Source organism: Emticicia sp. 17c, assembly GCF_037153985.1.
Lineage (GTDB): Bacteria > Bacteroidota > Bacteroidia > Cytophagales > Spirosomataceae > Emticicia.
This window is the reverse complement of sequence record NZ_JBBAYI010000002.1, coordinates 374,017-398,006: the sequence shown is the minus strand read 5'-3', so window position 1 is coordinate 398,006 and position 23,990 is coordinate 374,017. Positions and strand designations below refer to the sequence as shown.

Annotated in this window: 22 protein-coding genes and 1 pseudogene; 8 read left to right on the top strand and 15 right to left on the bottom strand. The window is 39.4% G+C overall.

What is annotated here, in order from left to right; all coding sequences use genetic code 11:
• Positions 1-58: 58 nt before the first annotated feature.
• The gene (locus tag WAA15_RS06235; RefSeq protein ID WP_337041773.1) at positions 59-925 is read right to left on the bottom strand and encodes a ThuA domain-containing protein; all 867 of its coding nucleotides are present in this window, start codon (positions 923-925) and stop codon (positions 59-61) included.
• A gap of 262 nt (positions 926-1,187) precedes the next feature.
• Between WAA15_RS06235 and rpsL the strand changes: the two genes are divergently transcribed.
• The 3 genes from rpsL to WAA15_RS06220 all read left to right on the top strand — a co-directional run bounded on the left by rpsL (position 1,188) and on the right by WAA15_RS06220 (position 4,609).
• Complete coding sequence (gene rpsL / locus WAA15_RS06230; RefSeq protein WP_337041772.1) at positions 1,188-1,601, top strand: 30S ribosomal protein S12; 414 nt, start codon at positions 1,188-1,190, stop codon at positions 1,599-1,601.
• 109 nt (positions 1,602-1,710) lie between these two features.
• Positions 1,711-2,178, top strand: a complete 468-nt coding sequence (rpsG, locus tag WAA15_RS06225; protein WP_337041771.1) for a 30S ribosomal protein S7 — start codon at positions 1,711-1,713, stop codon at positions 2,176-2,178.
• A gap of 283 nt (positions 2,179-2,461) precedes the next feature.
• Positions 2,462-4,609, top strand: a complete 2,148-nt coding sequence (locus tag WAA15_RS06220) for a S9 family peptidase (RefSeq protein WP_337041769.1) — start codon at positions 2,462-2,464, stop codon at positions 4,607-4,609.
• 128 nt (positions 4,610-4,737) lie between these two features.
• Here WAA15_RS06220 and rpsA read toward each other — a convergent pair whose 3' ends face one another.
• Entirely contained in the window at positions 4,738-6,537 is a 1,800-nt protein-coding gene (gene rpsA / locus WAA15_RS06215) for a 30S ribosomal protein S1 (RefSeq protein WP_337041767.1), read from the bottom strand.
• Between the two features lie 350 nt (positions 6,538-6,887).
• Here rpsA and WAA15_RS06210 point away from each other — a divergent pair, with 350 nt between their 5' ends.
• A complete protein-coding gene (locus WAA15_RS06210) occupies positions 6,888-8,594 on the top strand; it encodes an AMP-binding protein (RefSeq protein WP_337041765.1) in 1,707 nt (568 codons plus the stop codon).
• 70 nt (positions 8,595-8,664) lie between these two features.
• Here the strand turns inward: WAA15_RS06210 and WAA15_RS06205 are convergent, their stop codons facing one another.
• The 7 genes from WAA15_RS06205 to WAA15_RS06175 form a co-directional block, all read right to left on the bottom strand.
• Entirely contained in the window at positions 8,665-8,922 is a 258-nt protein-coding gene (locus tag WAA15_RS06205) for a DUF6952 family protein (protein WP_337041763.1), read from the bottom strand.
• Positions 8,903-9,172 (bottom strand): thioredoxin family protein, encoded by a 270-nt coding sequence (locus WAA15_RS06200; protein ID WP_337041762.1) that lies wholly within the window; start codon positions 9,170-9,172, stop codon positions 8,903-8,905. The genes WAA15_RS06205 and WAA15_RS06200 overlap by 20 nt, the downstream gene beginning before the upstream one ends.
• 134 nt (positions 9,173-9,306) lie before the next feature.
• Positions 9,307-9,687, bottom strand: a complete 381-nt coding sequence (locus WAA15_RS06195; protein ID WP_337041761.1) for a hypothetical protein — start codon at positions 9,685-9,687, stop codon at positions 9,307-9,309.
• A 158-nt stretch (positions 9,688-9,845) separates the two neighbouring features.
• Positions 9,846-10,238, bottom strand: a complete 393-nt coding sequence (locus WAA15_RS06190) for a hypothetical protein (RefSeq protein WP_337041759.1) — start codon at positions 10,236-10,238, stop codon at positions 9,846-9,848.
• 174 nt (positions 10,239-10,412) lie between these two features.
• Positions 10,413-11,453 carry a hypothetical protein gene (locus WAA15_RS06185; protein ID WP_337041758.1) on the bottom strand — a complete coding sequence of 347 codons (1,041 nt, stop codon included), beginning with the start codon at positions 11,451-11,453 and terminating at the stop codon, positions 10,413-10,415.
• On the bottom strand, positions 11,453-12,286 hold the full coding sequence (locus tag WAA15_RS06180) for a hypothetical protein (protein WP_337041757.1): 834 nt from the start codon (positions 12,284-12,286) through the stop codon (positions 11,453-11,455). The genes WAA15_RS06185 and WAA15_RS06180 overlap by 1 nt, the downstream gene beginning before the upstream one ends.
• Before the next feature lie 103 nt (positions 12,287-12,389).
• Complete coding sequence (locus WAA15_RS06175) at positions 12,390-13,208, bottom strand: hypothetical protein (protein WP_337041756.1); 819 nt, start codon at positions 13,206-13,208, stop codon at positions 12,390-12,392.
• A 184-nt stretch (positions 13,209-13,392) separates the two neighbouring features.
• On the opposite strand from WAA15_RS06175, the gene WAA15_RS06170 reads away from it, so the two are divergent.
• The 3 genes and pseudogenes from WAA15_RS06170 (at position 13,393) to metG (ending at position 16,009) form a co-directional block, all read left to right on the top strand.
• Positions 13,393-13,500 carry a transposase gene (locus WAA15_RS06170; protein ID WP_442892762.1) on the top strand — a complete coding sequence of 36 codons (108 nt, stop codon included), beginning with the start codon at positions 13,393-13,395 and terminating at the stop codon, positions 13,498-13,500.
• Positions 13,488-13,744 (top strand): annotated as a pseudogene (locus tag WAA15_RS24560) (hypothetical protein); the annotation flags it as partial. The gene WAA15_RS06170 and the pseudogene WAA15_RS24560, both read left to right, overlap by 13 nt.
• A gap of 216 nt (positions 13,745-13,960) precedes the next feature.
• Complete coding sequence (gene metG / locus WAA15_RS06165; RefSeq protein ID WP_337041754.1) at positions 13,961-16,009, top strand: methionine--tRNA ligase; 2,049 nt, start codon at positions 13,961-13,963, stop codon at positions 16,007-16,009.
• A 64-nt stretch (positions 16,010-16,073) separates the two neighbouring features.
• Here metG and gcvT read toward each other — a convergent pair whose 3' ends face one another.
• From gcvT to WAA15_RS06150, 3 genes are all read right to left on the bottom strand, one after another.
• Positions 16,074-17,177 carry a glycine cleavage system aminomethyltransferase GcvT gene (gene gcvT, locus WAA15_RS06160; RefSeq protein WP_337041753.1) on the bottom strand — a complete coding sequence of 368 codons (1,104 nt, stop codon included), beginning with the start codon at positions 17,175-17,177 and terminating at the stop codon, positions 16,074-16,076.
• A 126-nt stretch (positions 17,178-17,303) separates the two neighbouring features.
• Entirely contained in the window at positions 17,304-18,698 is a 1,395-nt protein-coding gene (locus tag WAA15_RS06155) for a hypothetical protein (RefSeq protein ID WP_337041752.1), read from the bottom strand.
• A 39-nt stretch (positions 18,699-18,737) separates the two neighbouring features.
• Entirely contained in the window at positions 18,738-19,799 is a 1,062-nt protein-coding gene (locus WAA15_RS06150) for a hypothetical protein (protein ID WP_337041750.1), read from the bottom strand.
• A 435-nt stretch (positions 19,800-20,234) separates the two neighbouring features.
• Between WAA15_RS06150 and WAA15_RS06145 the strand changes: the two genes are divergently transcribed.
• Complete coding sequence (locus WAA15_RS06145; RefSeq protein WP_337041749.1) at positions 20,235-21,509, top strand: 3-deoxy-D-manno-octulosonic acid transferase; 1,275 nt, start codon at positions 20,235-20,237, stop codon at positions 21,507-21,509.
• A 19-nt stretch (positions 21,510-21,528) separates the two neighbouring features.
• Here the strand turns inward: WAA15_RS06145 and WAA15_RS06140 are convergent, their stop codons facing one another.
• The 3 genes from WAA15_RS06140 to argB form a co-directional block, all read right to left on the bottom strand.
• A complete protein-coding gene (locus tag WAA15_RS06140) occupies positions 21,529-21,972 on the bottom strand; it encodes a DMT family transporter (protein ID WP_337041748.1) in 444 nt (147 codons plus the stop codon).
• A 112-nt stretch (positions 21,973-22,084) separates the two neighbouring features.
• Positions 22,085-23,164, bottom strand: coding sequence for a M20 family metallo-hydrolase (locus WAA15_RS06135; protein WP_337041746.1), 1,080 nt, complete (start codon positions 23,162-23,164; stop codon positions 22,085-22,087).
• A 27-nt stretch (positions 23,165-23,191) separates the two neighbouring features.
• Positions 23,192-23,980, bottom strand: coding sequence for an acetylglutamate kinase (argB, locus tag WAA15_RS06130; RefSeq protein WP_337041745.1), 789 nt, complete (start codon positions 23,978-23,980; stop codon positions 23,192-23,194).
• Positions 23,981-23,990 lie beyond the last annotated feature (10 nt).

The following is a 23,990-nucleotide window of genomic DNA, read 5'->3' as shown; positions in this document are numbered from 1 at the left end:
TTATTTGGGCAGCACCTGAGAAGCTGAATGTACTTTCTTGCCTATTAATACGCCAGAATTACTTAGTCATACCTCTGTATGGCACATTAATATCAATTTTGCCTTTCCATGTTTTAGGTACTTTCTTGCCTAGTTCCCAGTGAATGGCATTAATAACCAGCCTTTGAAAGGCTTCTACCTGAAAATCTTCGGGGTGGCCGAGGGTTGTCATGAATACTTTACCTCCGAAAGAGTTTGTGCCAGTCCAAGCTACCGGATTTTCGATAGCGGCTTTATCAGGATTAACCGATTTTCCCATTAATAACCATTCGGACCCTTTAGTGGGGTAGTCGGGCAATACCCTGTAAAGCCATGAACGGGTGTGGAAATTAGCCGCTACACCTATCAGAATCGGATGCTTGGCTGCTGCCGGAATGATACTCACATCGGTGCTGCTTTCGTGGCCATAATGTGTATGCGCTGCTTTTCCGCCCCAACCCGGAGGGGCATTCAGTGCAAATTCTCCGAAGGCATTCCATTTTTCAAGTTCGCTACCTTTAGGGTAATTAAACGCATGGGTGGTGGTACGAAAACCCATAACAGGCTTTCCCGATTTAAGGTAAGCCTCAATGTAATCGAGTTGTTCTTTAGGGAGTTGTCGCCAGCGAAGGTAGAAAACCGCCAAATCAGCTTCTTTCAATACCTCTAGGCCCGGAATATCCTTTTCGCCGTTCTGGTCAGGATACGCCTTTAACACTTTGGTACGAAAACCGTAATTTTTTTCTAATTCAGCGGCAATAAGCGGAAGCGTATGCTCGCCACTGTACTCGTGGTCGCCGGTAACAAAAACCACCAGAGGGGCTTTTTTCGACTGGGCGAAGGTTTTATTTATTGTAACACAGGTAAATAAAACCAAAAGGAAAGTGGATAATATGGACTTTGCCATAATCAGTAATGAAAGTTTATAAGTATTGAAGGATTGAATATCTGGTATGCAATTTACATAAATTTGAATAATATCCTTTGATGAGGAAATATAGTTGAAGAATATCTACTCCAAGCGGGGTTTTGATAGTGATTATTGATAAAAAAGGGGTGTTTTTGTCAAAAATATTTGAAAACTGTTTTCGATTTTCAAAAATACTCCGTACCTTTGCAGCCCTATTTAGGAATTTAGTAACTAAACGAAAAATAATTTTCAAAACAAAATGCCTACTATACAACAGTTAGTAAGAAACGGTAGAGAGCAAATGACTTGGAAATCGAAGTCTCCAGCGTTGGACTCATGCCCACAACGTCGTGGCGTGTGTACTCGCGTGTATACTACGACTCCAAAGAAACCAAACTCGGCACTTCGTAAAGTAGCCCGTGTTCGCTTGAGTAACCTAAAAGAAGTAAATGCCTACATTCCGGGTGAAGGCCACAACCTACAAGAACACTCAATCGTATTGATTCGTGGTGGTCGTGTAAAAGACCTTCCAGGTGTACGTTACCACATTGTTCGTGGAGCCCTTGATACATCGGGTGTGAACAATCGTAAACAAAGTCGTTCGAAATATGGTGCGAAACGTCCTAAACCAGGTCAGGTTGCAGCTCCACAAAAAGGCGGCAAGAAAAAGTAATCGCATTCATGTTTAGTACCGTCACTACGGAAAATCGTTTAGTTACGGGGTAGTAATCTCACGGCTGTGAGGTGAATTAGTTGTCAAAACGAAACCTTATTAAAAAACAATGAGAAAGGCAAAACCAAAAAAACGTTACGTATTACCTGACCCTAAGTTCAGAGATGTAGTTGTAACAAAATTTGTAAATAACTTAATGTACGATGGCAAGAAAAGTATTGCCTATAGTATTTTCTACGGTGCATTAGAACTAGTAGAAAAACGTACAAAAGAAAACGGTCTGGAGCTATGGAAAAAAGCTCTTAGCAACGTTTCTCCTTCAGTAGAGGTAAAAAGCCGTCGTGTAGGTGGTGCTACTTTTCAGGTACCAACCGAAGTACGTTCGGAGCGTAAACAATCTTTAGGAATGAAATGGTTAATTAGCTACTCACGTAAACGTGGCGAAAAAACCATGACAGAGCGTTTGGCTGGTGAAATCATTGCGGCTTCAAAAGGTGAAGGTGCAGCAGTGAAGAAAAAAGATGATACGCACCGTATGGCAGAAGCTAACAAAGCGTTCTCGCACTTCAGATTCTAATCAATCAGAGGTGTTTACATACAAAACCGCAAGTTCTGAAAAGAGCTTGCGGTTTTTTGTTGGTATAAATTTATACTATTGCCAGAAGCCTTATCAGATATTTGCCATTTAAACCAATGCCCAGAAAAGGCTCTTTCTTGGCTTTTAAATATACCTTTTTGACTTTTAAGTCTACGAAAAAGTTGGAATGATGGTGGAAAAGACCAACATTAAAAATGTTATATTTTTAATTTGTCCCCTTTTTGTATTTTTACCACCTGAACCTCAAAACAAACTATTCACAATGAGAATACTCCTGACGTTACTCTTCATTTCAAACTTAGTTTTTGCCCAAACCAATTCACAGAAAATCCTCGTAACAGATTTAACCAGAATCAAGCAAGTTGTTTCAATTGCCGCCTCGCCCGATGGCAAGAAAGCCGTTTACGGCCTCAGAACCATCGAAACCAATACCGATAATAATCTGGAATATGATTACCGGAATCATCTGTATCTGGTCGACTTACAGGCTGGTAGCATACCCAAGGCTTTAACGCGTGGTGCCGAGAGTGCCTCGCAGGCTACTTTTTCGCCCGATGGTAAAACCATTGCTTTTGTAAGAGCCATAAAAGGGAAAGCCCAGATTTTTATTATGCCCTTAGATGGTGGCGAAGCATGGCAGTTAACCAACTCAAAATATGGGGCTAGTAGCCCGTCATTTTCGCCCGATGGGTCAAAGATTTTGTTTAGCGGTGGTATATCTTTCGGAGAGTTATTGAAAGACTCTACCCTGAACCCTTCAAAAGCAGGCCCAGTGTGGTCTTTGGAAAAACCGGGTTTCCCGAAAAATGAATTCCTGACTAAAGATAAAAAAATTAAACCTAATCCTGACGGAAGCATAGAAGAAATACGTGCTTATCTGGACAAAGACGTAGAAGATAAAAAGGCTAAGGTAGTAAATCGGCTGAACTTTCAGGGTGAAGCTACGGTGGAACCTGAAATGAATTTCTCGCACATTTTTGTAATTGATGTCAAGGAAAATGCCAAAGCTACCCCATTAACAACCGGATTCTGGTCGTATGGGCAGGCAACATGGACACCCGATGGCAAAAGGGTACTGGCCGTTTGTGGAAAAGATACCGACCAACACCCTGACCGCGAACAGGAGAGTATCGTAATAAGCATGAAGCCTGATGGTTCTGACAGAAAAATACTTGTGTCAGAAAATGGTAAGAGTTTTTCTGGCATAGAGCCTTCACCTGATGGGAAACTGCTGGCAATGGTGATGAATACGCCTAATTTGCTTTCGTTCGGGCAACTGGTAATTGCTAACGCCGATGGCTCGAACCGCCAGTTAGTAGACTTCGACCGTGTGCCGGGTAATTTAAAATGGACCGCCGATAACAAATTTCTGTACCTTACGGCTTCTTCAAACGGTGGTATTCCGGTATTCAGAATGGATGCTAAAACACGTAAAGTAGAACGTTTGAGCGATTTTGAAACAGGAGCCAGCCCTTTTGACCTGACAGCCGATAAAGTGGTATTTGCCAAAACAGAAGTGATTAATCCGTCGGAGCTATATATGGCTGACCTGACCATGAAAAACGGTATAAAACTTAGCGCACATAACGATAGCTGGCTGAAAGAAAGAAAATTGAGTTTCCCTGAAAAAAGAGTATATACCAACTCGAAAGGCGAAAAAGTAGAATACTGGATTATGAAGCCTACTTTTATGGAAGCTGGTAAAAAATATCCGCTATTGTTGCAATTGCACGGTGGCCCAACAGCCATGTGGGGGCCGGGCGAATTTTCGATGTGGCATGAATTTCAGTATTTCTGTTCGCAGGGCTATGGCGTAGTCTATCCGAACCAGCGAGGTTCAGGAGGGTATGGCAAGGAGTTTCAGTTCTCGAACTATCGTGACTGGGGTAAAGGCCCGCAGGAAGATGCCCTGAGTGCTTGTAGTGATGCTGCCAAAGAAGCGTGGGCCGATACGGCTCGTCAGGTAATAACCGGAGGGTCTTATGCCGGCTATTTAACAGCTTGGATAATTACACAAGACCACCGTTTTAAAGCAGCGTTTGCTCAACGTGGGGTATATGACCTAACCACTTTTATGGGCGAGGCCAACGCGTGGCGTTTAGTACCTAACTACTTCGGTTTGCCGTGGGAAGATGAAAAAGTAACAAAGATAGACGCTAATTCGCCCTATACATTTGTGAACCAGATTAAAACGCCTTTCCTGATTAAACATGGTGAAAACGATTTGCGCACAGGTGTAATCCAATCAGAAATGATGTTCAAGAGCTTGAAATATCTGGGTAAAGATGTTGAGTATGTACGTATGCCGGGGGCTACACATGAACTTTCACGCTCGGGTAATGTACGTCAGAGGATAGATAGAATCCTGAGAATTTATGAATTTTTTGAGAGGTTTGTAGGAACAAAATAGCAGATAATAGGGGCATTGGTAAAGGTTTTGTTACTGCCCAAAGTGTAGAGGTAAAAATTTTTAGTGACACTATACCAACAGAAAAGGCTTCCCTTACGAGAAGCCTTTTCTGTTACTGATATTTTATCTTACTCGGCAGAATCTTTCTTTTTAGAAAGTTTCTTTTTCTCACCTTCTACCATTTGCTCTTTTAATGCAGCAAGGGCATCAAGGTCACCAAGTGTTGATTTTTCTTCGTTTGAAGAAGCAACTGCTTCTTTTCCACCTTTTTTCTTAGCATCTTTTTTCTCGTCCTCTTTTGGAGCTTCCCAAGTTTTAGAGTGAGAAAGCATGATTTTCTTCTCTTCTTTGTGGAATTCAAGCACTTGGAATGGTAATTTCTCACCAGTTTCAGCTACTGTTCCATCAGCTTTAGCTAAGTGTTTCAACAAGGCATATCCTTCAATACCGTAAGGTAATTCAAGCGTAGCTTGTTTGTCATTTTTAGAAATGATTGTACACTCATGCTCAGAGCCTACTGTGAAGATATGCTCGAAAGTATCCCATGGATTTTCTTCAAGGTGTTTGTGGCTAAGGGCTAAACGACGGTTTTCAACGTCAAGCTCAAGCACAACTACTTCCAGAGAATCACCAACTTTCACGAAATCAGATGGGTGTTTGATTTTCTTGGTCCAAGATAAGTCAGATACGTGAACTAGGCCATCGATACCTTCTTCTAATTCAAGGAAAATACCGAAGTTAGTCATGTTACGTACAGTACCAGTGTGTATAGTACCTACGCCATATTTGCTCAATAAATCTTGTTTAGTCCAAGGGTCTTCAGTTAATTGTTTGATACCTAAAGACATTTTACGCTCTTCGCGGTCAAGAGTCAATACAACAGCTTCGATTTCGTCACCGATTTTCAAGAAATCAGATGGGTTACGTAAGTGTTGTGACCATGACATTTCAGAAACGTGGATAAGACCTTCAACACCTGGTTTTAGTTCAAGGAATGCACCGTAATCAGCAATGTTTACGATTTTACCTTTTACTTTAGAACCAACTGAAAGACCTTCTGCCAACGAATCCCAAGGATGAGACTCTAGTTGTTTCATGCCCAACGAAATACGTTTTTTGTCTTCGTCGAAGTCAAGAACAACCACTTTAATGCGTTGGTCAAGTTTAAGTAATTCGTTTGGATGGTTGATACGGCCCCACGAAATATCAGTAATGTGAAGTAGACCATCAACACCACCAAGGTCGATGAACACACCGAAGTTAGTAATGTTTTTAACCACACCTTCCAATACTTGTCCTTTCTCAAGGTTATTAAGAATAACCTGACGTTGAGTTTCAAGGTCTTTTTCGATAAGGATTTTGTGAGATACAACCACGTTATCGTTAGTATGGTTAATTTTCACAACTTTAACCTCCATTTTCTTACCAACGAAAATATCGAAATCGCGGATTGGTTTAACGTCGATTTGAGAACCAGGCAAGAACGCCTCGATTCCGTAGATGTCTACAATAAGACCACCTTTTGTACGACGTTTAACAAATGCGTCGATGATAGCGTCTTCTGTAAATGATTTTTCGATGTTGTTCCAAGCAGTTAATACTCTTGCTTTTTTGCGAGAGATAACCAATTGGCCCATAGCATCTTCTTGTTTTTCGATGAAAACCTCTACTTGGTCGCCTACTTTAAGGTTAGGCAAATCGCGGAACTCTGAAATTGAAACCAGACCATCTGATTTGAAACCAATGTTTAATAATACCTCACGGTCAGTGATACCCACAACCGTAGCCATTACCACATCTTTCTCGTCAACTTCTGTAAGCGTTTCGCTGTAAAGTTTTTCAAGTTCTGCTTTTTCAGAAGCGGTATAACCGCTACCGATACCTCTTTTTGAGACTTTGTCCCAGTCAAATTCTGCAACTTGTGCCATAAGTGATTTTGTAATACGCCCGTTTGTACATCGGTTCACCGGGCTATTGAACCGAAATTTAGTTTGAGAAATGAATTTTCCTCGCAAAAAGGAGTGCAAAGGTACAGTTTTTTTGTACAAATACCTAATACAATTGATTTATTATTAATCAGTTAAGTGGTTTTTTATTAATCGGCCTATATCGGGTTGTCTTTCGCCTGTTTATGCCAATATTTATACTTCTGCCTTACTGAAAAATATTATGCTTGCCGAATATTTTTTTATTTTTTCTCGTTTGTTTTCAATAAATCGTCTTATTTTTACATTAAAAAATACAACACCTGTTCACTGTTAATAAATATAATTCTGTTATGCCTGTTAAAACACAACCGTATCCCTGGTTTAAGTTCTATCCAGAAGGGATACCTCATGAAATCAACCCTGATGCTTATCCGTCGTTACTCGAACTGATGGAAGAAGGCTTTAAGAAATATGCTCAAAATGCTGCTTATTCCTGCATGGGAAAAGAAATTACATTCGGCGAATTAGATAAATATACACGTGATTTTGCTGCATATCTGCAAAATGCAGGCTTGAAAAAAGGTGACCGGCTGGTTATTCAGATGCCTAACTGCTTGCAGTACCCCGTTGCTATGTTCGGTGCATTAAGAGCGGGCCTAATTATTGTTAATACTAATCCGTTATATACCCCTCGTGAAATGGAACACCAGTTCAAAGACTCAGGGGCTAAGGCTATTGTGATTGTAGCCAATTTCGCTTCGAACCTCGAAAAAGTTATCGATAAAACCAGTATTGAACACGTATTTGTAACACAACTAGGCGATATGCTGGGCTTCCCGAAGAAACAACTGGTAAATTTTGTGGTAAAAACCGTGAAGAAGATGGTGCCTGAATACCACCTGCCACAAGCCATGCCGTTTATGAGTGCCGTAAGCAAAGGAAGCAGCATGAACTGGACAAAGCCTGAAATAACGAACAGCGATTTGGCCTTTATTCAATATACAGGAGGTACTACGGGGGTATCGAAGGGAGCAATGCTGACACACCGCAATATAGTGTCTAATCTGGAAGCTAACTATGTGTGGCAAAGTGTGATGACCAACAAAATTAAAGACCATAAGATAATAGTAGTTGCGGCTTTACCTTTGTATCATATTTATGCCTTAACGGTTAATGCCCTGACTTCCCTGAAAACAGGAACCATGAACCTGCTTATCACGAACCCGCGTGATTTGAATGCTTTCATCAAAGATTTAAAGAAAAACCCTCCGCACGTTTTCACAGGGCTGAATACGCTTTATAATGGTTTGTTGAATCACCCGCAAATAAAAGAGGTCGATTTCAGTAAACTGGTAATTACCTCGGCTGGTGGTATGGCTCTACAAGGAGTAGTGGCGAATCGCTGGAAAGAAATGACAGGAAATTTGCCCGCCGAAGGTTATGGGCTGTCGGAAACATCGCCCGTATTAACCTCAAATCCACTGGTAGGTGAAAACCGCATTGGTACTATTGGTATACCGTGGCCAAGCACCGAAGTAAGAATCTTGAAAGACGATGGCTCTTGGGGCGAAGCAGGCGAAGTGGGCGAAATATGTGCCAATGGCCCACAGGTAATGGCAGGTTACTATAACCGCCCCGACGAAACCGCTAAAGTAATGCTGACCGATACCGACGGCAGAGCGTGGTTCAAGACCGGCGACGTTGGTGTAATGGATAAAGATGGCTACTTTAAAATTGTAGATAGAAAGAAAGACATGATTCTGGTATCGGGCTTTAACGTTTACCCCAACGAGGTAGAAGATGTAGTGGCTACCTGCCCGGGTGTATTAGAAGTAGCCTGTATTGGTGTACCTGACGAGAAATCGACCGAGGCTGTAAAGGTATTTATTGTGAAAAAAGACCCGAATTTAACAGCCGAACAGGTAAAAGCCTATTGTAAAGAAAACCTCACAGGCTATAAATGCCCTAAACATATAGAGTTCCGTACAGAATTGCCAAAAACCAACGTAGGTAAAATTCTGCGTAGAGCTTTGAAAGAAGAAGCAATGGCAAAATAAGGAATATTACATGAGAAAGCCCTCAGTCTTACAACTTGAGGGCTTTTTTGATGATGAAGCAATTGCGATTTTAAGCGACAACTCTATCAATTGAGCCTAATACTTTTTTCATGAAGGTATTGGCGGCATCCTTTTCAGGCATACCGTCGGCAATCATCTGGTGAACTTCCAAAGCTCCACAAAGGTTGGAAATTAACTCACCGATTACATCTACCTCTTCATCTTTCAAAGATGGTGTTTCAGAAATATTCTCTAAAACCTTAATAGCAGCCTCAATCTCGGCAACAGAAGCGGTTCGCTGTATTTGTCTAATTAAGGGTAATTTCATCTATCAAAGATTTTAATTGTTCTTCTTTATTGGTTTGTACCTGATTTACCAGATGCCCGCCTTTAAAGCTGGCAAAGGTAGGCAGGTTACTTACACTGGCTAATTTTCTTGATTGTGGAAACTTCTCGGCATCTACAATCACAAAAGCAGTGTTTTCGTTCTCGTTCGACAGTCTTTTGAATTTTGGTTTCATCAGCCTGCAATTACCACACCACGATGCCGAAAACTGTACCATTACCGATTTTAACATTCTGTGCACCAAAGAAAATATCCCGTTCGCCATTAGGTGCATTTTTATCTTTGAAGTGCATCCGACAGTAAATGGTAACCTCGGCGTAGTTAGGGTATCTATTAAGCGAGGCTATGGCTACTTCTACTGATGTGTTACCAAATGGTTTCTTTAATACCTATAGGCAATACCGTATTGAGCACACTTAGCTCGCTCATGTATTTTACCTTCTCAAAGGTAGTCATGGCCCGCTCTCTGGCTTCACTTGTTTCGTCTGCTACCAGAGGTTGGGTAATTACTTCCGGCATTACGTTTGCAAAATCAAGATTAAGGCTTGAGAGCGCCTTATTCATGGCCTTTTGCATACGAAGTGCCTCGGCCTGGGAGGTCGGGCCGACATTTTTAGTCTCGTTTTTCTCAGCAGCATTGCCGGAGGTATTAGCCGCATTCTTTGGCTTATCGCCCTCATGACCCATTACCTGAGTTGAGCTAACAACCGTAATAAGTAGCAATAACCTGACTAGTGTTTTTAACATAATATTCAGTAGTAGTTTATGCATATCGAATAAAAATTTCTATAACTTCTTTTTATAGAATAGTGTCAAAATTGAACTTTCCTAATAATAAGGAATATACTTGCAAGCCCAACAAATTCATCAATTTTAAGAATACAAGGCTAATTAAATATTGAATATCAATTCTGATAAGGTATAAAACTTTTAATCTCGTTAATAAAATCATCAATCAACAAGCCAGTATCTTTGTTATTTTTATAAATATTAATTTTTATATCATCTACTATAATAGTACAATGAGTATTATTAATATAATCTTCATTTGTTATTAGTTTAAGCGCCTCTTTAATAAATCTTTTTAATTTTTCTATATCTTCAAATCTTTTTAAAAATGATATATAGTTTTTAAGCAATTCATACAGATCAATTGTTGGAAATATACCCAAGTCTTGTTCATTAATTGGGTCTTGGCAAGAGGACCGATCTTTATAAGACTCTACAAAAAATCTCTCATGTCCCCATTCGTAATATTGGCTTATGCCGTCTATTACTTTTTTTAATTCGATTTCCATTTGTAGAATATATTTATATTTACATCCTATCAAATAACTTGAATTCGGGATTCTACTGTCAAAATAAAATAACCTAACGGTTCTTTCTATTTCACTTTTATTCATTACGAGAGAAGAAACTGAAATTTCCAATGAAATATTTTCCATCTTAGTTATTGTTCTAAATTGAATTTATTATTTGGGGAATGCCGAGCCATATGGTAAATTGAAAGCTGGAAGTGTACTACTATGCGGGCCAATATACATGTGTATCTTTATTGCTCCATTGCTACTAACTGATTGCCATTCATTACCATCTATGTGAAGTCCATTGGTTGGGATTTTCCATCTTGCATAAGCAATTTCTTGCAATGTCTGCTCTTTGGTCCATCCACGAGGGAATAGTGTTGTCTCACCCAAATTACCCGTTTTTAGTTTCCATCCTCCTACTGTTACTCCTGAAGGGGTTATATGCTCTGCCCATATATAAAGTTTAACCTGCACCACACCATTAGGAAATGGTGCATTACTTCCACTTTCTATTGCAACGGGGCGCGAAGCCGAAGTTATTGATGCAGTTGGAGCAGGAAGATTATATATTGGACTTCCTTCTTTGTTTACCATAGTAGATAAAGGTGTAATTTCACCTGGTTCTGTAACGGCAAGCCAAGAGTGTCCGCCCATCAATCCAGTTACTCTATCTCTAGCCTTGTTCATAACATATTTCCCTCTAAATATATGATAACCTAAATACTCACCGCTAATCAATGGAGTGTTTTCTGTGGTTCTTGCTAATATTTGTAAGTATTCCGGACTGCGTTGAGCTAAGATTTTTTCTGCTGCATCTAAATAATTATTTGCTCTAATTTTTGCCCATGTGTTTAAAAGATTTAGTCTAGTAGGAGCTGTAAGTTCCTGTTCAAAAATTAGCATTTCACGTGCATTAGCAGAGCCAAAATCGTCTAAATAATTTGAAATTCTATAGTTTCCTTTTGCTAATGCTTTCTCTAACTCTATTAAGCCAGCATCAAAAACCGTAAAAGCAGGTTCAAAAAGTCCTGTGGGCGGAGTTGGGTTATTAAGCTCACCTATAAGTTTTTGAGTTATTAAAAGCTTGTAGGGGTTGGTTCGAAATTGATTTGTTATTGGAAAAGAGTTATATAAATGTTGCCATGCCTGTAATGCTCCATTATTAGGTTTAATTATTTCTTCATGTTTAAGAGTAACTATAAGCATCACTCTGAAGTATTAAAATTTCTTTCTTTTAAAAAATCTATAAATGACAATTCAAATTCATCGATAGTTAAGATTGTGTCATTTTCAGTTTCTTTCTTAGATGCTAATAGATAGAACTCTCCTCTAAGCTGCCGAAATTCTTTTCCTGCATAAAAAAATAAATCTTTATTTTTTGGAAAATGGCTATAATATTCTGCCCATTTAAGTTTATTAATTGATAAGACGCTTTCATAATTCTGTAAAGAATTACCATCAGCGACATCTTTACCCTCATTTATTTTACGAAACTCCTCCTTTACTAAATCGAATAACACAGTTCTTATATAGTTTGTAAAGCTCACATTACCACCTATAAAATCTATTTCTGCTCTTTCAAAATATTTCTTTTGATAAATAAATAGCAAGTTAGGGTTCTCAATGGTGCTATCTATAAAACTATATCTCCTTCCTAGAGAACTGTAATTAAGGATTAAAACATTATCCAAATTCATCATATCAGAGACATGCCATATTGAACCATCTCCATAATAATCTTTCAGACCTTCACTGTCGCTTAATATGCTTATAATATTTTCTTCTGTGGCCTTCGAATTTGCATATTTAAAATCCTTAATAGCAAAGTTTAGCGACTGATCAACACCTTTTACAATTATCTCTTCTCCAAAACATTCAAAAAAAGAGAATAAGAAGTCAGGTAGTTTAATACCTAATTCAGTCTCTAAGTTTTCAATAGTCTTAACTTCTGCACCAACAACTTCATCTGGTTTGGAAAGATTAGTGTCAATTACAAAGTTCTTAACAGAATTATAAAATTTTGCAAATTTTTGTTTCATAATTATTGAGATTTTCTAATTCCATCATAAAATACCCCATGAATCCACTCTATTACTCCATTATTTCGTTTATTAAAAATCTCGAACAATATTCCCGCAATTTCTATAATAACCTAGGACGTAATTCCAATGAAAATTTCGCTAGAACTTGATAATTCTTAAAAATGGTAAGTAAATCTTCAGTGGTAATTTTTGCAAGCGCATGAGGCACAGAAGGATCAAAACCATCTGCGTCATTAAATCCAAATAAAGTTGCAAAATTCTTATTTACTTCAAAATAAGACTCATAAATGGTCTGATCCTGTACAAGTAATTGAAACAAACCCTCATTGGCAATGACATTCTCTATGCTTTTAATTGTACATTCTAAGGAAAACATTAAATTTGATGTTAAATAATTCCCGTGTAAAGTACCATCCACTGATAAAAGCTCATTACGTAAATAAAATTTTCCTTCACGAGTTGTGATTGTATAATCCGCTACATTAAATGTGATAATCAGTTTGCATGGCATATATACTCCTCTATCCTTAAAAACTGGTATCTCATATGATATTAATTCTATCTCTTTTTCAGGGTTCTTAATATCTAATAAATGTGAATAAATCTGCGTAAGTCTAAAAAGTTCCGATGTAGCTTCTTCTATTTTGCTTTCAATTTTTAAACTTTTAATAAGGCAGAAAAAAAATCTATGATTAATAATGTCTGGATTTTCGATAATAATTCGCTTCGCTGTAAAATCAATGTCATCCAATGAAACTTCTTCTGTTTCAATACTTTTATTCAAAAAAGATTCTTTGAAAATATTTATGCTAAGCAAATCTGAAAATCTTAGTATAATTCTTCTATAATTTTCAAATTGCGTAACTAGAGTGTATTTTATTTCACCATTAATAAAATCGATTCCAAAAAATAGTATCATTTATTTAGAAACTGTTTGAGTTAAATGAATAAAAAAAGGTAGAACAAAAGAAGTTGTAAATTTGATTTGTGAAGAAAAAATATACAACCGCGCGGCGGCCGCAGACCTGAGCCCTACCGAATGGTAATATATATCCCATTATTTACAAAACCAAAGGAAACCTAAGTGGGAACTTCAAAGAATCTTGGAAGGGATACTTTACTTGTGTAAGAATGGCAATAGTTGGCGAGATTTACCGGATTGTTTTCCACCTTGGCAAACAGTTTACTGGCGGCTGCGACAAATCCTATAGAGGGATTCCATCGTCAGGTTAGAAAAGTTACAAAGACTAAAGGCTCTTTTACATCAGATATCGCCCTGTTGAAGCTAATTTACCTAGTCGTACAGAAAATCTCTCAAAAGTGGATGGGGTCGCCTAGACTATGCCTGTCCGAAATTGTGGTGTCACTTTATCGCAGTTATACATCATTTTTGGAGATAAAATGAAATTTCATAATTTTGAAAAAACTCACTCGGAGCCAATCCCAAGTGAGTAGTAAAATCCTTGACACAGTTCAGTTTACACTCCCAATTAATTTTATAAAAATCTCTCTACTTAAAATGTTGGAGGGATTTTTTGTTTTTCCTCCACTCAAAAATCATTTAATACTGTAACTTTGCGAACTTATTTTTAAAATGAGTGATTTTTAGTAATCAAAACGAGGGTTTCTCTTGTTGTTTATATTACTAAAATCACGCAAGAATTATTTCCTATGCAAAAATACACCGTCACAGCAGCTTTGATTTACGCCAACGGCCCTATTCATATCGGGCATTTGGCTGGTTGTTACATTCCTGCTGATATTTATGTGCGTTATCTTCGTTCTACCGGTGCCGATGTCGCTTTTATCAGCGGAACCGACGAACACGGCGTGCCTATTACTGTTAAAGCACGAAAAGAAGGTAAAACGCCCCAACAGGTAGTAGATTTTTACTACGAGCAAATCAAAAAATCGTTTGCTGATTTTGGCATCTCGTTCGACATTTATTCACGTACGTCGAACCAGACACACCACCAGCTTTCGCAGGAAATCTTCACAACGATGTATAACAAAGGATACTTCGATGAAGAAACCAGCGAGCAGTATTATGATGAAGTAGCTCAGCAGTTTCTGGCTGATAGATATATTGCCGGAGAATGCCCTGTATGCGGAAACCCCAATGCCTATGGCGACCAATGCGAGCGTTGTGGCTCTACGCTTTCGCCTACCGAACTCAAAAATCCGCATTCAACGCTATCGGGTTCAAAGCCTGTTATGAAGCCTACCAAAAACTGGTACCTGCCTCTTGACCGTATGCAGCCCGACATCGAGAAATATGTTAATAGCCATAAAGAATGGAAAACTAACGTTTTCGGGCAGTGTCAATCATGGTTGAAAGAGGGCCTGAAACCACGCGCCATGACTCGCGACCTCGACTGGGGTATTAAAGTTCCGTTGCCTGACACAGATGGCAAAGTGCTATACGTGTGGTTCGATGCACCTATTGGTTATATTACCTTTACTAAGGAATGGGCCGACCAGAACGGTAAGAACTGGGAAGATTACTGGAAAAATAAAGATACTAAGCTGGTGCATTTCATTGGGAAAGATAACATTGTTTTTCATTGTATTATTTTCCCTGCCATGCTAATGGCCGAAGGAAGCTATATTCTGGCTGATAATGTACCTGCCAACGAGTTTATGAATCTGGAAGGAGATAAAATTTCAACTTCAAGAAACTGGGCGGTTTGGTTACATGAATATTTGGAGGAATTTCCTGATAAACAAGATGTACTGCGCTATGTGTTGTCGGCTAATGCGCCTGAAACCAAAGACAGTGAGTTTACATGGAAAGATTACCAGACACGCAATAACAGCGAGTTGGTAGGTATTTTCGGAAACTTTGTAAACCGTGCGCTGGTACTCACACATAAAAACTTTCATGGGGTAGTGCCGGCAAAAGGCGAACTGAAAGAGATTGATACGAAGGTGCTGGAAGCACTAAGTGGTTTCCCGAAGACAATAGCAGAAGCTATTACTAACTACAAATTCAGGGAAGCCTTAAGTCTGGTAATGGATTTGGCACGTTTAGGAAACAAGTATCTGGCCGATACCGAGCCTTGGAAAGAGAAAGACGCTGAAAGGGTAGGAACCATTATGAATATAGCCTTGCAGATAAGCGCAAGTTTAGCCATTGTAAGTGAACCGTTTCTGCCGTTTACGGCTGTCAAAATTTTTGAGATGCTGAACCTACATCCACAAAAGTGGGATTTGGCAGGCAGGCTAGATTTATTAACGGCTGGGCATCAGTTAAACCCTACTGAATTGTTGTTTACAAAAATTGAAGATAGCGTTGTTGAAAAACAAGTACAGAAGTTGTTAGATACAAAAAAAATGAATGAATTAGAAGCCAAAAAGAAAGAAGACGAAACAAAGGCTGTTCCTGACTTGAAAGCCACCATTCAGTATGATGATTTTGCGAAGCTGGATATCAGGGTCGGAACAATTCTGGAAGCAGAAAAAGTAGCCAAAAGCGATAAATTGCTGAAATTCCTGATAGATGATGGCATTGAAAAAAGAACGATTCTGAGTGGTATTGCCAAATACTTTACGCCAGAAGAAATGATTGGCAAACAGGTAACTTTCTTGGCTAATCTGGCTCCACGTAAAATGATGGGCGTGGAATCGAACGGAATGATTCTGATGGCAGAAGACCGCGACGGAAGTCTGGCACTCTTACAACCACATAAAGCCGTTTGGAATGGCGGGCCTGTGAGTTAAGAATTACTGATAAACGATAAAAAACAGGGGCTTGGTATTTTTGCCAAGCCCCTGTTGCTTATATTTATACACCAGCCTTTACAAAAGGCATTTTTGTAACTACTGCCTTTAACAGTTTATCTCTTACTTTGATAAACACCTCTGTTCCGGCTTTTGAAAACTCGGTAGGCACATAACCCATGGCAATACCTTTTTGCAAAGTTGGCGACATAGTACCAGAGGTAATTTCGCCGAGTTTGTTGCCTTCAGCATCACAGATTTCATAGTGCGAACGCGGAATCCCCTTGTCAATCATTTCCAAGCCAACTAACTTACGTTTCAAGCCACTGGCTTTCTGGGCTTGCAGATTAGCCGAGTTTATAAAGTTTTTATTGAATTTGGTTACCCAACCTAACCCTGCTTCAAGAGGTGAGGTGGTATCGGTAATATCGTTGCCATATAAACAATAACCCATTTCTAAACGTAGGGTATCTCTTGCCCCTAAACCAATGGGCTTGATGTCAAATTCGGCACCTGCTTCAAATATAGCATTCCAAAGTTTTTCAGCGTCTTTGTTGTCTACATATAACTCAAATCCGCCGGCACCCGTATAACCCGTTGCAGATACTAAAACGGGTTCAATTCCGGCTACTTTACCCGATTTGAAGGTGTAGTAATCCATAGAAGCTAAGTCAATATCAGTTAGTTTCTGTAAGGTTGCGGCAGCTTTAGGCCCTTGTACAGCAAAAAGGCAGGTATCGTCCGAGAGGTTTTTCATAGGCACATTTTCTGTATTGTGGCTCTGAATCCAGTCCCAGTCTTTTTCGATATTTGAGGCATTTACTACCAGATAATACCACTCGTCAGTCAGCCTGTATACCAGTAGGTCATCAACTACGCCTCCTTGTTTATTAGGCATATAACTATATTGCACTTTACCATCAAACAATACAGAGGCATCATTAGCCGATATTCTTTGTATCAGGTCAAGGGCTTTTTTTCCTGTCAACATAAATTCTCCCATGTGAGATACATCAAACACACCTACACCATTACGCACACAGTTATGTTCTTCAATATCAGAAGAGTAACGAACAGGCATTAAAAAACCTGCAAAAGGCACCATTTTGCCCCCGATTTTTTCGTGTAAATCACTCAGAGGGATTTTCTTTATTTCTGTTGAGTCCATGTATTTTGATAAAAGTAAGTTCTTGCGGCAAAAATAGAGAAAATATCTGTTTATCGGTTCTTGTTATAAAAAAAGAAGCAACAGGTGTTTCCCTGTTGCTTCTGTATGAGATGCTTAAACCAATAATCAGTTAGGATTCTGGCTCTGATTAAACTGTTCGGTAATTACTTTACGAAGAGCTTGATGAGGTCTTAAACCATTATTACGATATACTTTAGGAGTAGTATCTGATTTAGAATCCTGAGCGTTACGCATCTGGCGGATTGAAGCCGTACGGAACTCCTCGTATTCGTCGTCAGTCATTTCGTCACGGTTTTTATTACCTTTGGCTACCCCGTCAGTAAATGAGTTAATGCGGCGGTCTTGGTCTAGTTGTCTGGCGTGTTCGAGCATATTGGAAATCTCGGCCAGAATTGTACTCTTTTCTGTTTTTAATTCAGCTACGTCGTCCAGACTAGCTAAATCATTTTCCAGAATATTTTTTTGCGCTATCTGTTCTGCCAATGCCTTTTCACCTGTTTTTAGTTCTTCCGTCAGTTTTACGTTTTTCTTGCGTAACCTTCTGATGGCAGGCCCCGACTGTAACCATCGGTACCAGTACGACTGCATCACAGGCAGTGCAATACCTAAACAGATGGCTCCGGCAATAGCAAACAGAATGCCACTTAGTACGAACGACATCAAAGCCCACGGGCTATTTACGAGGTCTACGTTCAGTTTATCATAAGCCTTTAGTTGCTCATCCATTTTCTGGATAAGTGCCTGATTGTCGGTAGCTTGTACCGAAGTAGGGTCAAGCGGTGTGCTATTAACCTGCATTGACTTTATTTGCTTGTTAATGCTTTCCTTTAGTTTATCGGTTTTATAGGCTTCATAACGAAACCAACCCAGAATAAACATAGTACCAATCGAAAACACCAATAAAAACCCTTGAAAAATGCCATAAACCTTTTTGGTTTTAGGGTTGTAGTCGGTCAGGTAAGGTTGTTCAACCAGACGTTCATAGGCAGGTTTCAATAAAATAGATAACATGGCCAAGCCTATGGCAAAAGCCCATGCTTCAAACGTATTACGGATATTGAGGGCATAAGCAACAATCTCATGAGAGATAATCAAATCGCCGGATACAAAAGCAATACCCGCCAGCAAATACAAAATACCTGCAAACAAAGAGTACGGAGAGGCAGACTTTTTTCGTTTTTCGTCCAGAAAATTAATCCGGTTTGTATTTTCATCAATCGATTTCTGAATATACCCTATGTGTTGGGTTTGCGTGTTTACGCCTGATACGTATTCCTGCAATTTGTCATAAGCCGTTTTACGGTTTTCTTTGCTATGCTTAATGGCTTCATCTATTTCGGCAACCTCCTGACGTTTTTCATTAATACGTTCCTGTAACCATTCATAGCTCACATGGCTTGAAAGATAACTCTCGTACGTAGCGTTATCTACATTTTCAACCCCTGAGATGTAACCGTGCTGAAAATCGGCATTATAATAATTTTCGTTTTCTTTTTCCATTAGTCTTATGCTAAATTAGCTTTCAGGTGTTGAACAATATTATTCTAAAATTTGCTTGATTTGCTTATTAGTGAGTTTTTCGCGGTAACTTCTGGCCAGATTAAACTCACTTTCAAAGAGTTTAATCATCATGTCGCGTTTTTCATTAAGGCGTTTCAGTTCAGCTTCAGGCGTTTTCAGTTCTTCAATTATTTTCCATTTCTGTACACGTTGCTCGTCAATTTCATTTTTCAGTTGGGTAACTTCTTCTTCCCACTCGTCGGCTTTGTTTACTTTGTCTCTTTCCAGCCTTCGGTTAGCCATCCATAAACCTAAATCATTTTTAAGCACGGTCAGGTTACTAAGTAGTAGCTTACCTGCAAATAAAAACAGGAAGAAGATAAAGAACAACAAAGCTAATGCACGTACAGCCGACTGATGTTCGAGTGCCTGTACAAAAACAAAAACCGAGGCCGCTAGCGGCATTCCTACTTCTTCAAGTACGTTTTTCCATGAAATAGGCGTATCTTTTTCATGAAACAACGATTTCGGGTTAAACAGGTTAAACATTCCGGCCAACAAAATACCTAATGCAATGAAAAAATGATTCTGCGGGAAATTGGCCTGAATAGATTCATCAATCAGAAAGTAATTACCCACACACATGGCCGACGATAACAGAAAACCAATAATAGTACGCGGTAAATGATGAATGGCCGCTTCGCGGTTTTCGAGTATATTGCCTTTTTCTTTAAGCTCGTTAATGCGGTTTTCTTTTTCTCCGATAAAGAGGTTTAACTCAATGATTTTTTCTGTCAGGTATCCAACGTTTTTTTCTAGCTCGGCTGTTTTATGAGAAAAATAATTTCTGATAGCGGCAATTTTTTCTTCGGCTTTTGTTTCTGACAAACCAAAAATAACACCTTCGTCTCTGAGGGCATCTTCATTCTCAAGCCAAAAAGGCGTAATGGTGGTTTCGGCAGGCTGGGTTTGTACTTCAACAGAAGGCGTAAGGGCAATAGCTTCATTTGCAGGCTCGCTGGCTATTGCAGGGGCCTCGTTAGGAGTATCTGATGGTTTTTCAGAACTGAACCATTTTTTTAAACGGTCGAGGAAAGACATGGGTTTATTGGTGTTTTAATCATTTTCCTGATTTTTCATGAAATAATAGCTTTTATGGAAAATGAAAAGGTATGTAATATGTAAAACACAATCAGGGTCTGACAACTGAAATTATCTGACATGATTGCCATTATAACTCTAAATTGAGAAAAATATTTTGATTTTCTTAAAATAATTGTGAAGAGGGGTTATTGTTGGGGTTATATGGTTGTTTTTTCTTGGTTTTATACTATTCTGATGCTATTCATGCACAATCTAATGAGGTTTATGTTAATGTTTGTTTATTACTGATAATTTTTTGCTTGGCAGTTATCCTAATGATGTGCCATACCCTGATGTTTTAGGCAAGGTGCTAAAATTTAAGGGTGAAATTACTTAAAAAGCTAGTTTTTAAAAGCTTTTTCGTAGGTTTGTTGCATAAAATACCCTTTGATTATGTTGCTCGATTCTCTCTATAATTTGTCTATATATTCTTATGTCTCTTTGCTCAGGCTTGTTTCTCCTTTCAATAAAAAGGCAAAACTTTGGGTTGAAGGCAGAAATAATCTCTTTCATAAACTAAAGCTAGACACCGAACGCCGCCAGCTCAGGTCTCGGAGTGGTAAGCTAGCTTGGTTTCATTGTGCTTCTTTAGGCGAATTTGAACAAGGGCGGCCCGTTATTGAAGCGTTTCGTCAACAATACCCCGACTACAAAATTCTACTAACATTTTTTTCGCCATCGGGCTACGAAATACGTAAAAATTACTCAGGCGCAGACTACATCTATTATCTGCCGGCAGATACGCCCGAAAATGCCCATAGGTTTGTCAGTATTCTGGAGCCGTCTGTTGCTTTTTTTGTTAAATATGAGTTTTGGAAAAACTACTTGCATGAGCTTAAAAAAGAAAATATCCCTGTTATTTCGTTTTCGGCTATTTTTCGCCCCGACCAAGTCTTTTTTAAGTTTTACGGAGGGTTTTATCGTAAACTGCTACACCAGTTTAACCATATACTGGTACAAAACCAAAGCTCGCTCGAGCTACTTAAAAGCATTGATATTACAAACGTGACATTGGCAGGCGATACCCGTTTTGACCGCGTTAAGCAAATTGTAGATAACCGGAAGGATATTCCGGTAGTAGAGAAATTTAAAAACAAGCAACAGGTTTTTATTGTAGGGTCGGCATGGCAAACTGATATGGACGTGCTAATTCCGCTCATGAATGCTGTCAGCGGCGATGGTACGAAGTTTATTATTGCCCCGCACGAAATTCATGATGCTGAAATTGAACTCTGGCGTAAACAGCTTATGGCGAGGTCGGTGTTATTATCAGATGCCAGAGAAGTACCAGATTTAGAAAGCTATGAGGTTTTATTTATCAATAATATTGGTATGTTATCATCTTTATACCAGTATGCCGAATATGCTTTCATAGGAGGGGCATTCGGGAAAGGCTTACATAATATTCTGGAAGCAACTACTTTTGGTATGCCTGTTTTTTTCGGTAACAAATCATACCAGAAGTTTCAGGAGGCCACAGAGCTAATCAGGCTAGGAGGGGCGTTTCCGATAGGCTCAACAGACGAACTGAAAGCGTTATATCAGCAGCTAAAAACGAATGAACCAGAACGGAAAAAAACAGCCACAATAAGCCGGAACTATGTTTTAGAAAATGTAGGAGCTACCCGTAAAATAATGCAGGTAGTTGAAACTTTGGTAAAGAAATAGCCTGATATTATCAGGTCTATTAGTTTTTTACAATCATATAAACCCCTATAACGGTTACAATACCACCAATAATGCGCCACATAGATATAGGGTGCATTTTAAAACCTATTAGCCCGAAGTGGTCGAGTGTCATGGCTGTAATAAGCTGACCAGCCACAATCAGGGCTATCATGTTAGCCGAGCCGATACGCTGCACAATTAAAATAACAGTAGTTACAAAAAATGCTCCCAGCAAGCCGCCAATCCATTTCCACCACGCCAACGATTTAAGCGAAGCCAGCGACGGTATAGGCTCTTTGAAGAAAGGAGTTATCAGAATTAAGGCCACCAAACCAATAGAAAAGGAAATAATAGCCGCAAAAATAGGGTTATTGATGGCTTTGCGTAGCTCGGCATTTACGCCTGACTGAATGCTGTTAGCAGCCCCGCAAAGAATGGCAAAAATGTAAAAAATAATATTCATTTAAAGGTAATTAGCTGCAATTAAAGCTTTGTTTTACTAAATTCTTTGAATTATAAAGAACCCCAGACACACATTGTTGTTATATCTGGGGCTATATGAGGCTTAGGTGGGGTCAGACAATTACTTTTTCTAACATTTTTATGTATAACTGTATGCCCTCGTGTATTTCATCTATATAAATATACTCGTCGGCCGTATGCGAACGGGCAGAGTCTCCGGGTCCCATTTTTAACGATGGGCAGTCAAGCAAAGCTTGGTCAGAAGTAGTTGGCGAGCCATAAGTATTGCGCCCCATGCCAATACCTGCCTGTACAATTGGGTGTTCCATAGGAATGCTCGAAGGACGCAAACGGATAGAACGTGGAATTACCTCGCTACCGATGTTTTTCCGAACAGTTTCAATAATTTCTTCCAACGTATACTGTTCAGTTACCCGAATATCTACCGTAAACTTGCAGGTATCTGGCACTACATTGTGCTGCGTTCCGGCATTAATGATGGTTACTGTCATCTTGATTGGCCCGAGGTTTTCTGATACCTTCGGGAATTGGTAAGACTGAAACCATTGAATATCCTGAATAGCTTTGTAAATAGCATTTTCGCCTTCGTTTCTGGCTGCATGGCCCGATTTGCCATGTGCGGTGCAATCGAGTACCAACAGCCCTTTTTCGGCTACTGCCAAGTGCATTTGGGTTGGCTCGCCTACAATAGCAAACGAAATGTCGGGTAATTCAGGAGCAACCATTTCCAAGCCTTCCCGCCCTGATATTTCTTCTTCGGCGGTAGCCGCCATAATGATATTATACTTTAAATCATCGCGGTAATAAAAAAAGCAAAAGGTAGCAATCAAAGACACGAGGCATCCGCCGGCATCGTTACTGCCCAAGCCAAATAGCTTGCCATCTTTTATTAGAGGATTAAAAGGGTTAAGGGTCCATGAAGGGTTAGGCTTTACCGTATCATGATGTGAGTTAAGCAGTACCGTAGGTTTGCTGGCATCGAAATGTTTGTTTTTAGCCCAGATATTATTTTTCTTTCTACGATAAGGAATATTCCTTTCGCGAAAAAATTCTTCGATAATAGCTGCTGTTTCGTCCTCTTGTTTACTGAAAGACTCAGTCTGAATTAAATCTTTGAGTAGTTCAATAGCATCTTGTGTGAGTGTCTCAACCAGATTGGAGTTTTGAATCATGAATTGTATAATGTTAGTACTACAAAGTTAAAGAATAATTTGTGTTCCGCTTTCACCGTGCGCCACGGCTGCCTGTAATTCGTCGGCATGGCAGATAATTACTTTTGAAACACCCTTCTGTAAAGCGGCAAAGGCGTTGTCGAGTTTGGGAATCATGCCAGCATTAATTGTTCCAGATGCTTTATGTTCGGCATAAATGGCTGGTGTGAGTGTCGGAATCACCGAATCGTTATCGTCAGGGTCCGACAATACCCCTTTCTTTTCAAAACAATAAATAAGATTTACTTCAAAATCGTTGGCCATGGCTACCGCTACCGACGACGCCTGCGTGTCGGCGTTGGTATTTAGCATATTACCATCCTTATCATAAGTTAAAGGAGCAAAAACAGGTGTTAGTCCGTTATCGACAAAGTTTTTAATAATAAAGCTATCTACTTTTTCAACATCTCCAACATATCCGTAATCAATTTCTTTTACAGGGCGTTTACGGGCCAGAATCACTCCCGCATCGGCACCTGTCAGGCCAATTGCATTACAGCCCAATGCCTGTAACTGCGCAACTACCTGTTTGTTTACCAACCCACCATAAACCATTGTTACCACTTCTAGCATGGGAAGGTCGGTTATGCGCCTTCCGTCTACCATTTTGGTTTCAACATCTAATTTTACGGCAATTTTGGTAGCAATTTTACCACCGCCATGGATTAAAATTTTTGCTTCGGTTAAAGCGGCAAAATCTTTCAGGAACTGTGCCAGCGAACGTGGGTTGTCGATGACATTCCCGCCGATTTTTATAATATTAAGTTTTTGCTTCATTTATTGGTTA

Bases quoted from the DNA above. Each gene is read 5' to 3' on its own strand.
- WAA15_RS06235 (WP_337041773.1), bottom strand. From the start codon at position 925: ATGGCAAAGTCCATATTATCCACTTTCCTTTTGGTTTTATTTACCTGT.
- rpsL (WP_337041772.1), top strand. From the start codon at position 1,188: ATGCCTACTATACAACAGTTAGTAAGAAACGGTAGAGAGCAAATGACT.
- rpsG (WP_337041771.1), top strand. From the start codon at position 1,711: ATGAGAAAGGCAAAACCAAAAAAACGTTACGTATTACCTGACCCTAAG.
- WAA15_RS06220 (WP_337041769.1), top strand. From the start codon at position 2,462: ATGAGAATACTCCTGACGTTACTCTTCATTTCAAACTTAGTTTTTGCC.
- rpsA (WP_337041767.1), bottom strand. From the start codon at position 6,537: ATGGCACAAGTTGCAGAATTTGACTGGGACAAAGTCTCAAAAAGAGGT.
- WAA15_RS06210 (WP_337041765.1), top strand. From the start codon at position 6,888: ATGCCTGTTAAAACACAACCGTATCCCTGGTTTAAGTTCTATCCAGAA.
- WAA15_RS06205 (WP_337041763.1), bottom strand. From the start codon at position 8,922: ATGAAATTACCCTTAATTAGACAAATACAGCGAACCGCTTCTGTTGCC.
- WAA15_RS06200 (WP_337041762.1), bottom strand. From the start codon at position 9,172: ATGTTAAAATCGGTAATGGTACAGTTTTCGGCATCGTGGTGTGGTAAT.
- WAA15_RS06195 (WP_337041761.1), bottom strand. From the start codon at position 9,687: ATGTTAAAAACACTAGTCAGGTTATTGCTACTTATTACGGTTGTTAGC.
- WAA15_RS06190 (WP_337041759.1), bottom strand. From the start codon at position 10,238: ATGGAAATCGAATTAAAAAAAGTAATAGACGGCATAAGCCAATATTAC.
- WAA15_RS06185 (WP_337041758.1), bottom strand. From the start codon at position 11,453: ATGCTTATAGTTACTCTTAAACATGAAGAAATAATTAAACCTAATAAT.
- WAA15_RS06180 (WP_337041757.1), bottom strand. From the start codon at position 12,286: ATGAAACAAAAATTTGCAAAATTTTATAATTCTGTTAAGAACTTTGTA.
- WAA15_RS06175 (WP_337041756.1), bottom strand. From the start codon at position 13,208: ATGATACTATTTTTTGGAATCGATTTTATTAATGGTGAAATAAAATAC.
- metG (WP_337041754.1), top strand. From the start codon at position 13,961: ATGCAAAAATACACCGTCACAGCAGCTTTGATTTACGCCAACGGCCCT.
- gcvT (WP_337041753.1), bottom strand. From the start codon at position 17,177: ATGGACTCAACAGAAATAAAGAAAATCCCTCTGAGTGATTTACACGAA.
- WAA15_RS06155 (WP_337041752.1), bottom strand. From the start codon at position 18,698: ATGGAAAAAGAAAACGAAAATTATTATAATGCCGATTTTCAGCACGGT.
- WAA15_RS06150 (WP_337041750.1), bottom strand. From the start codon at position 19,799: ATGTCTTTCCTCGACCGTTTAAAAAAATGGTTCAGTTCTGAAAAACCA.
- WAA15_RS06145 (WP_337041749.1), top strand. From the start codon at position 20,235: ATGTTGCTCGATTCTCTCTATAATTTGTCTATATATTCTTATGTCTCT.
- WAA15_RS06140 (WP_337041748.1), bottom strand. From the start codon at position 21,972: ATGAATATTATTTTTTACATTTTTGCCATTCTTTGCGGGGCTGCTAAC.
- WAA15_RS06135 (WP_337041746.1), bottom strand. From the start codon at position 23,164: ATGATTCAAAACTCCAATCTGGTTGAGACACTCACACAAGATGCTATT.
- argB (WP_337041745.1), bottom strand. From the start codon at position 23,980: ATGAAGCAAAAACTTAATATTATAAAAATCGGCGGGAATGTCATCGAC.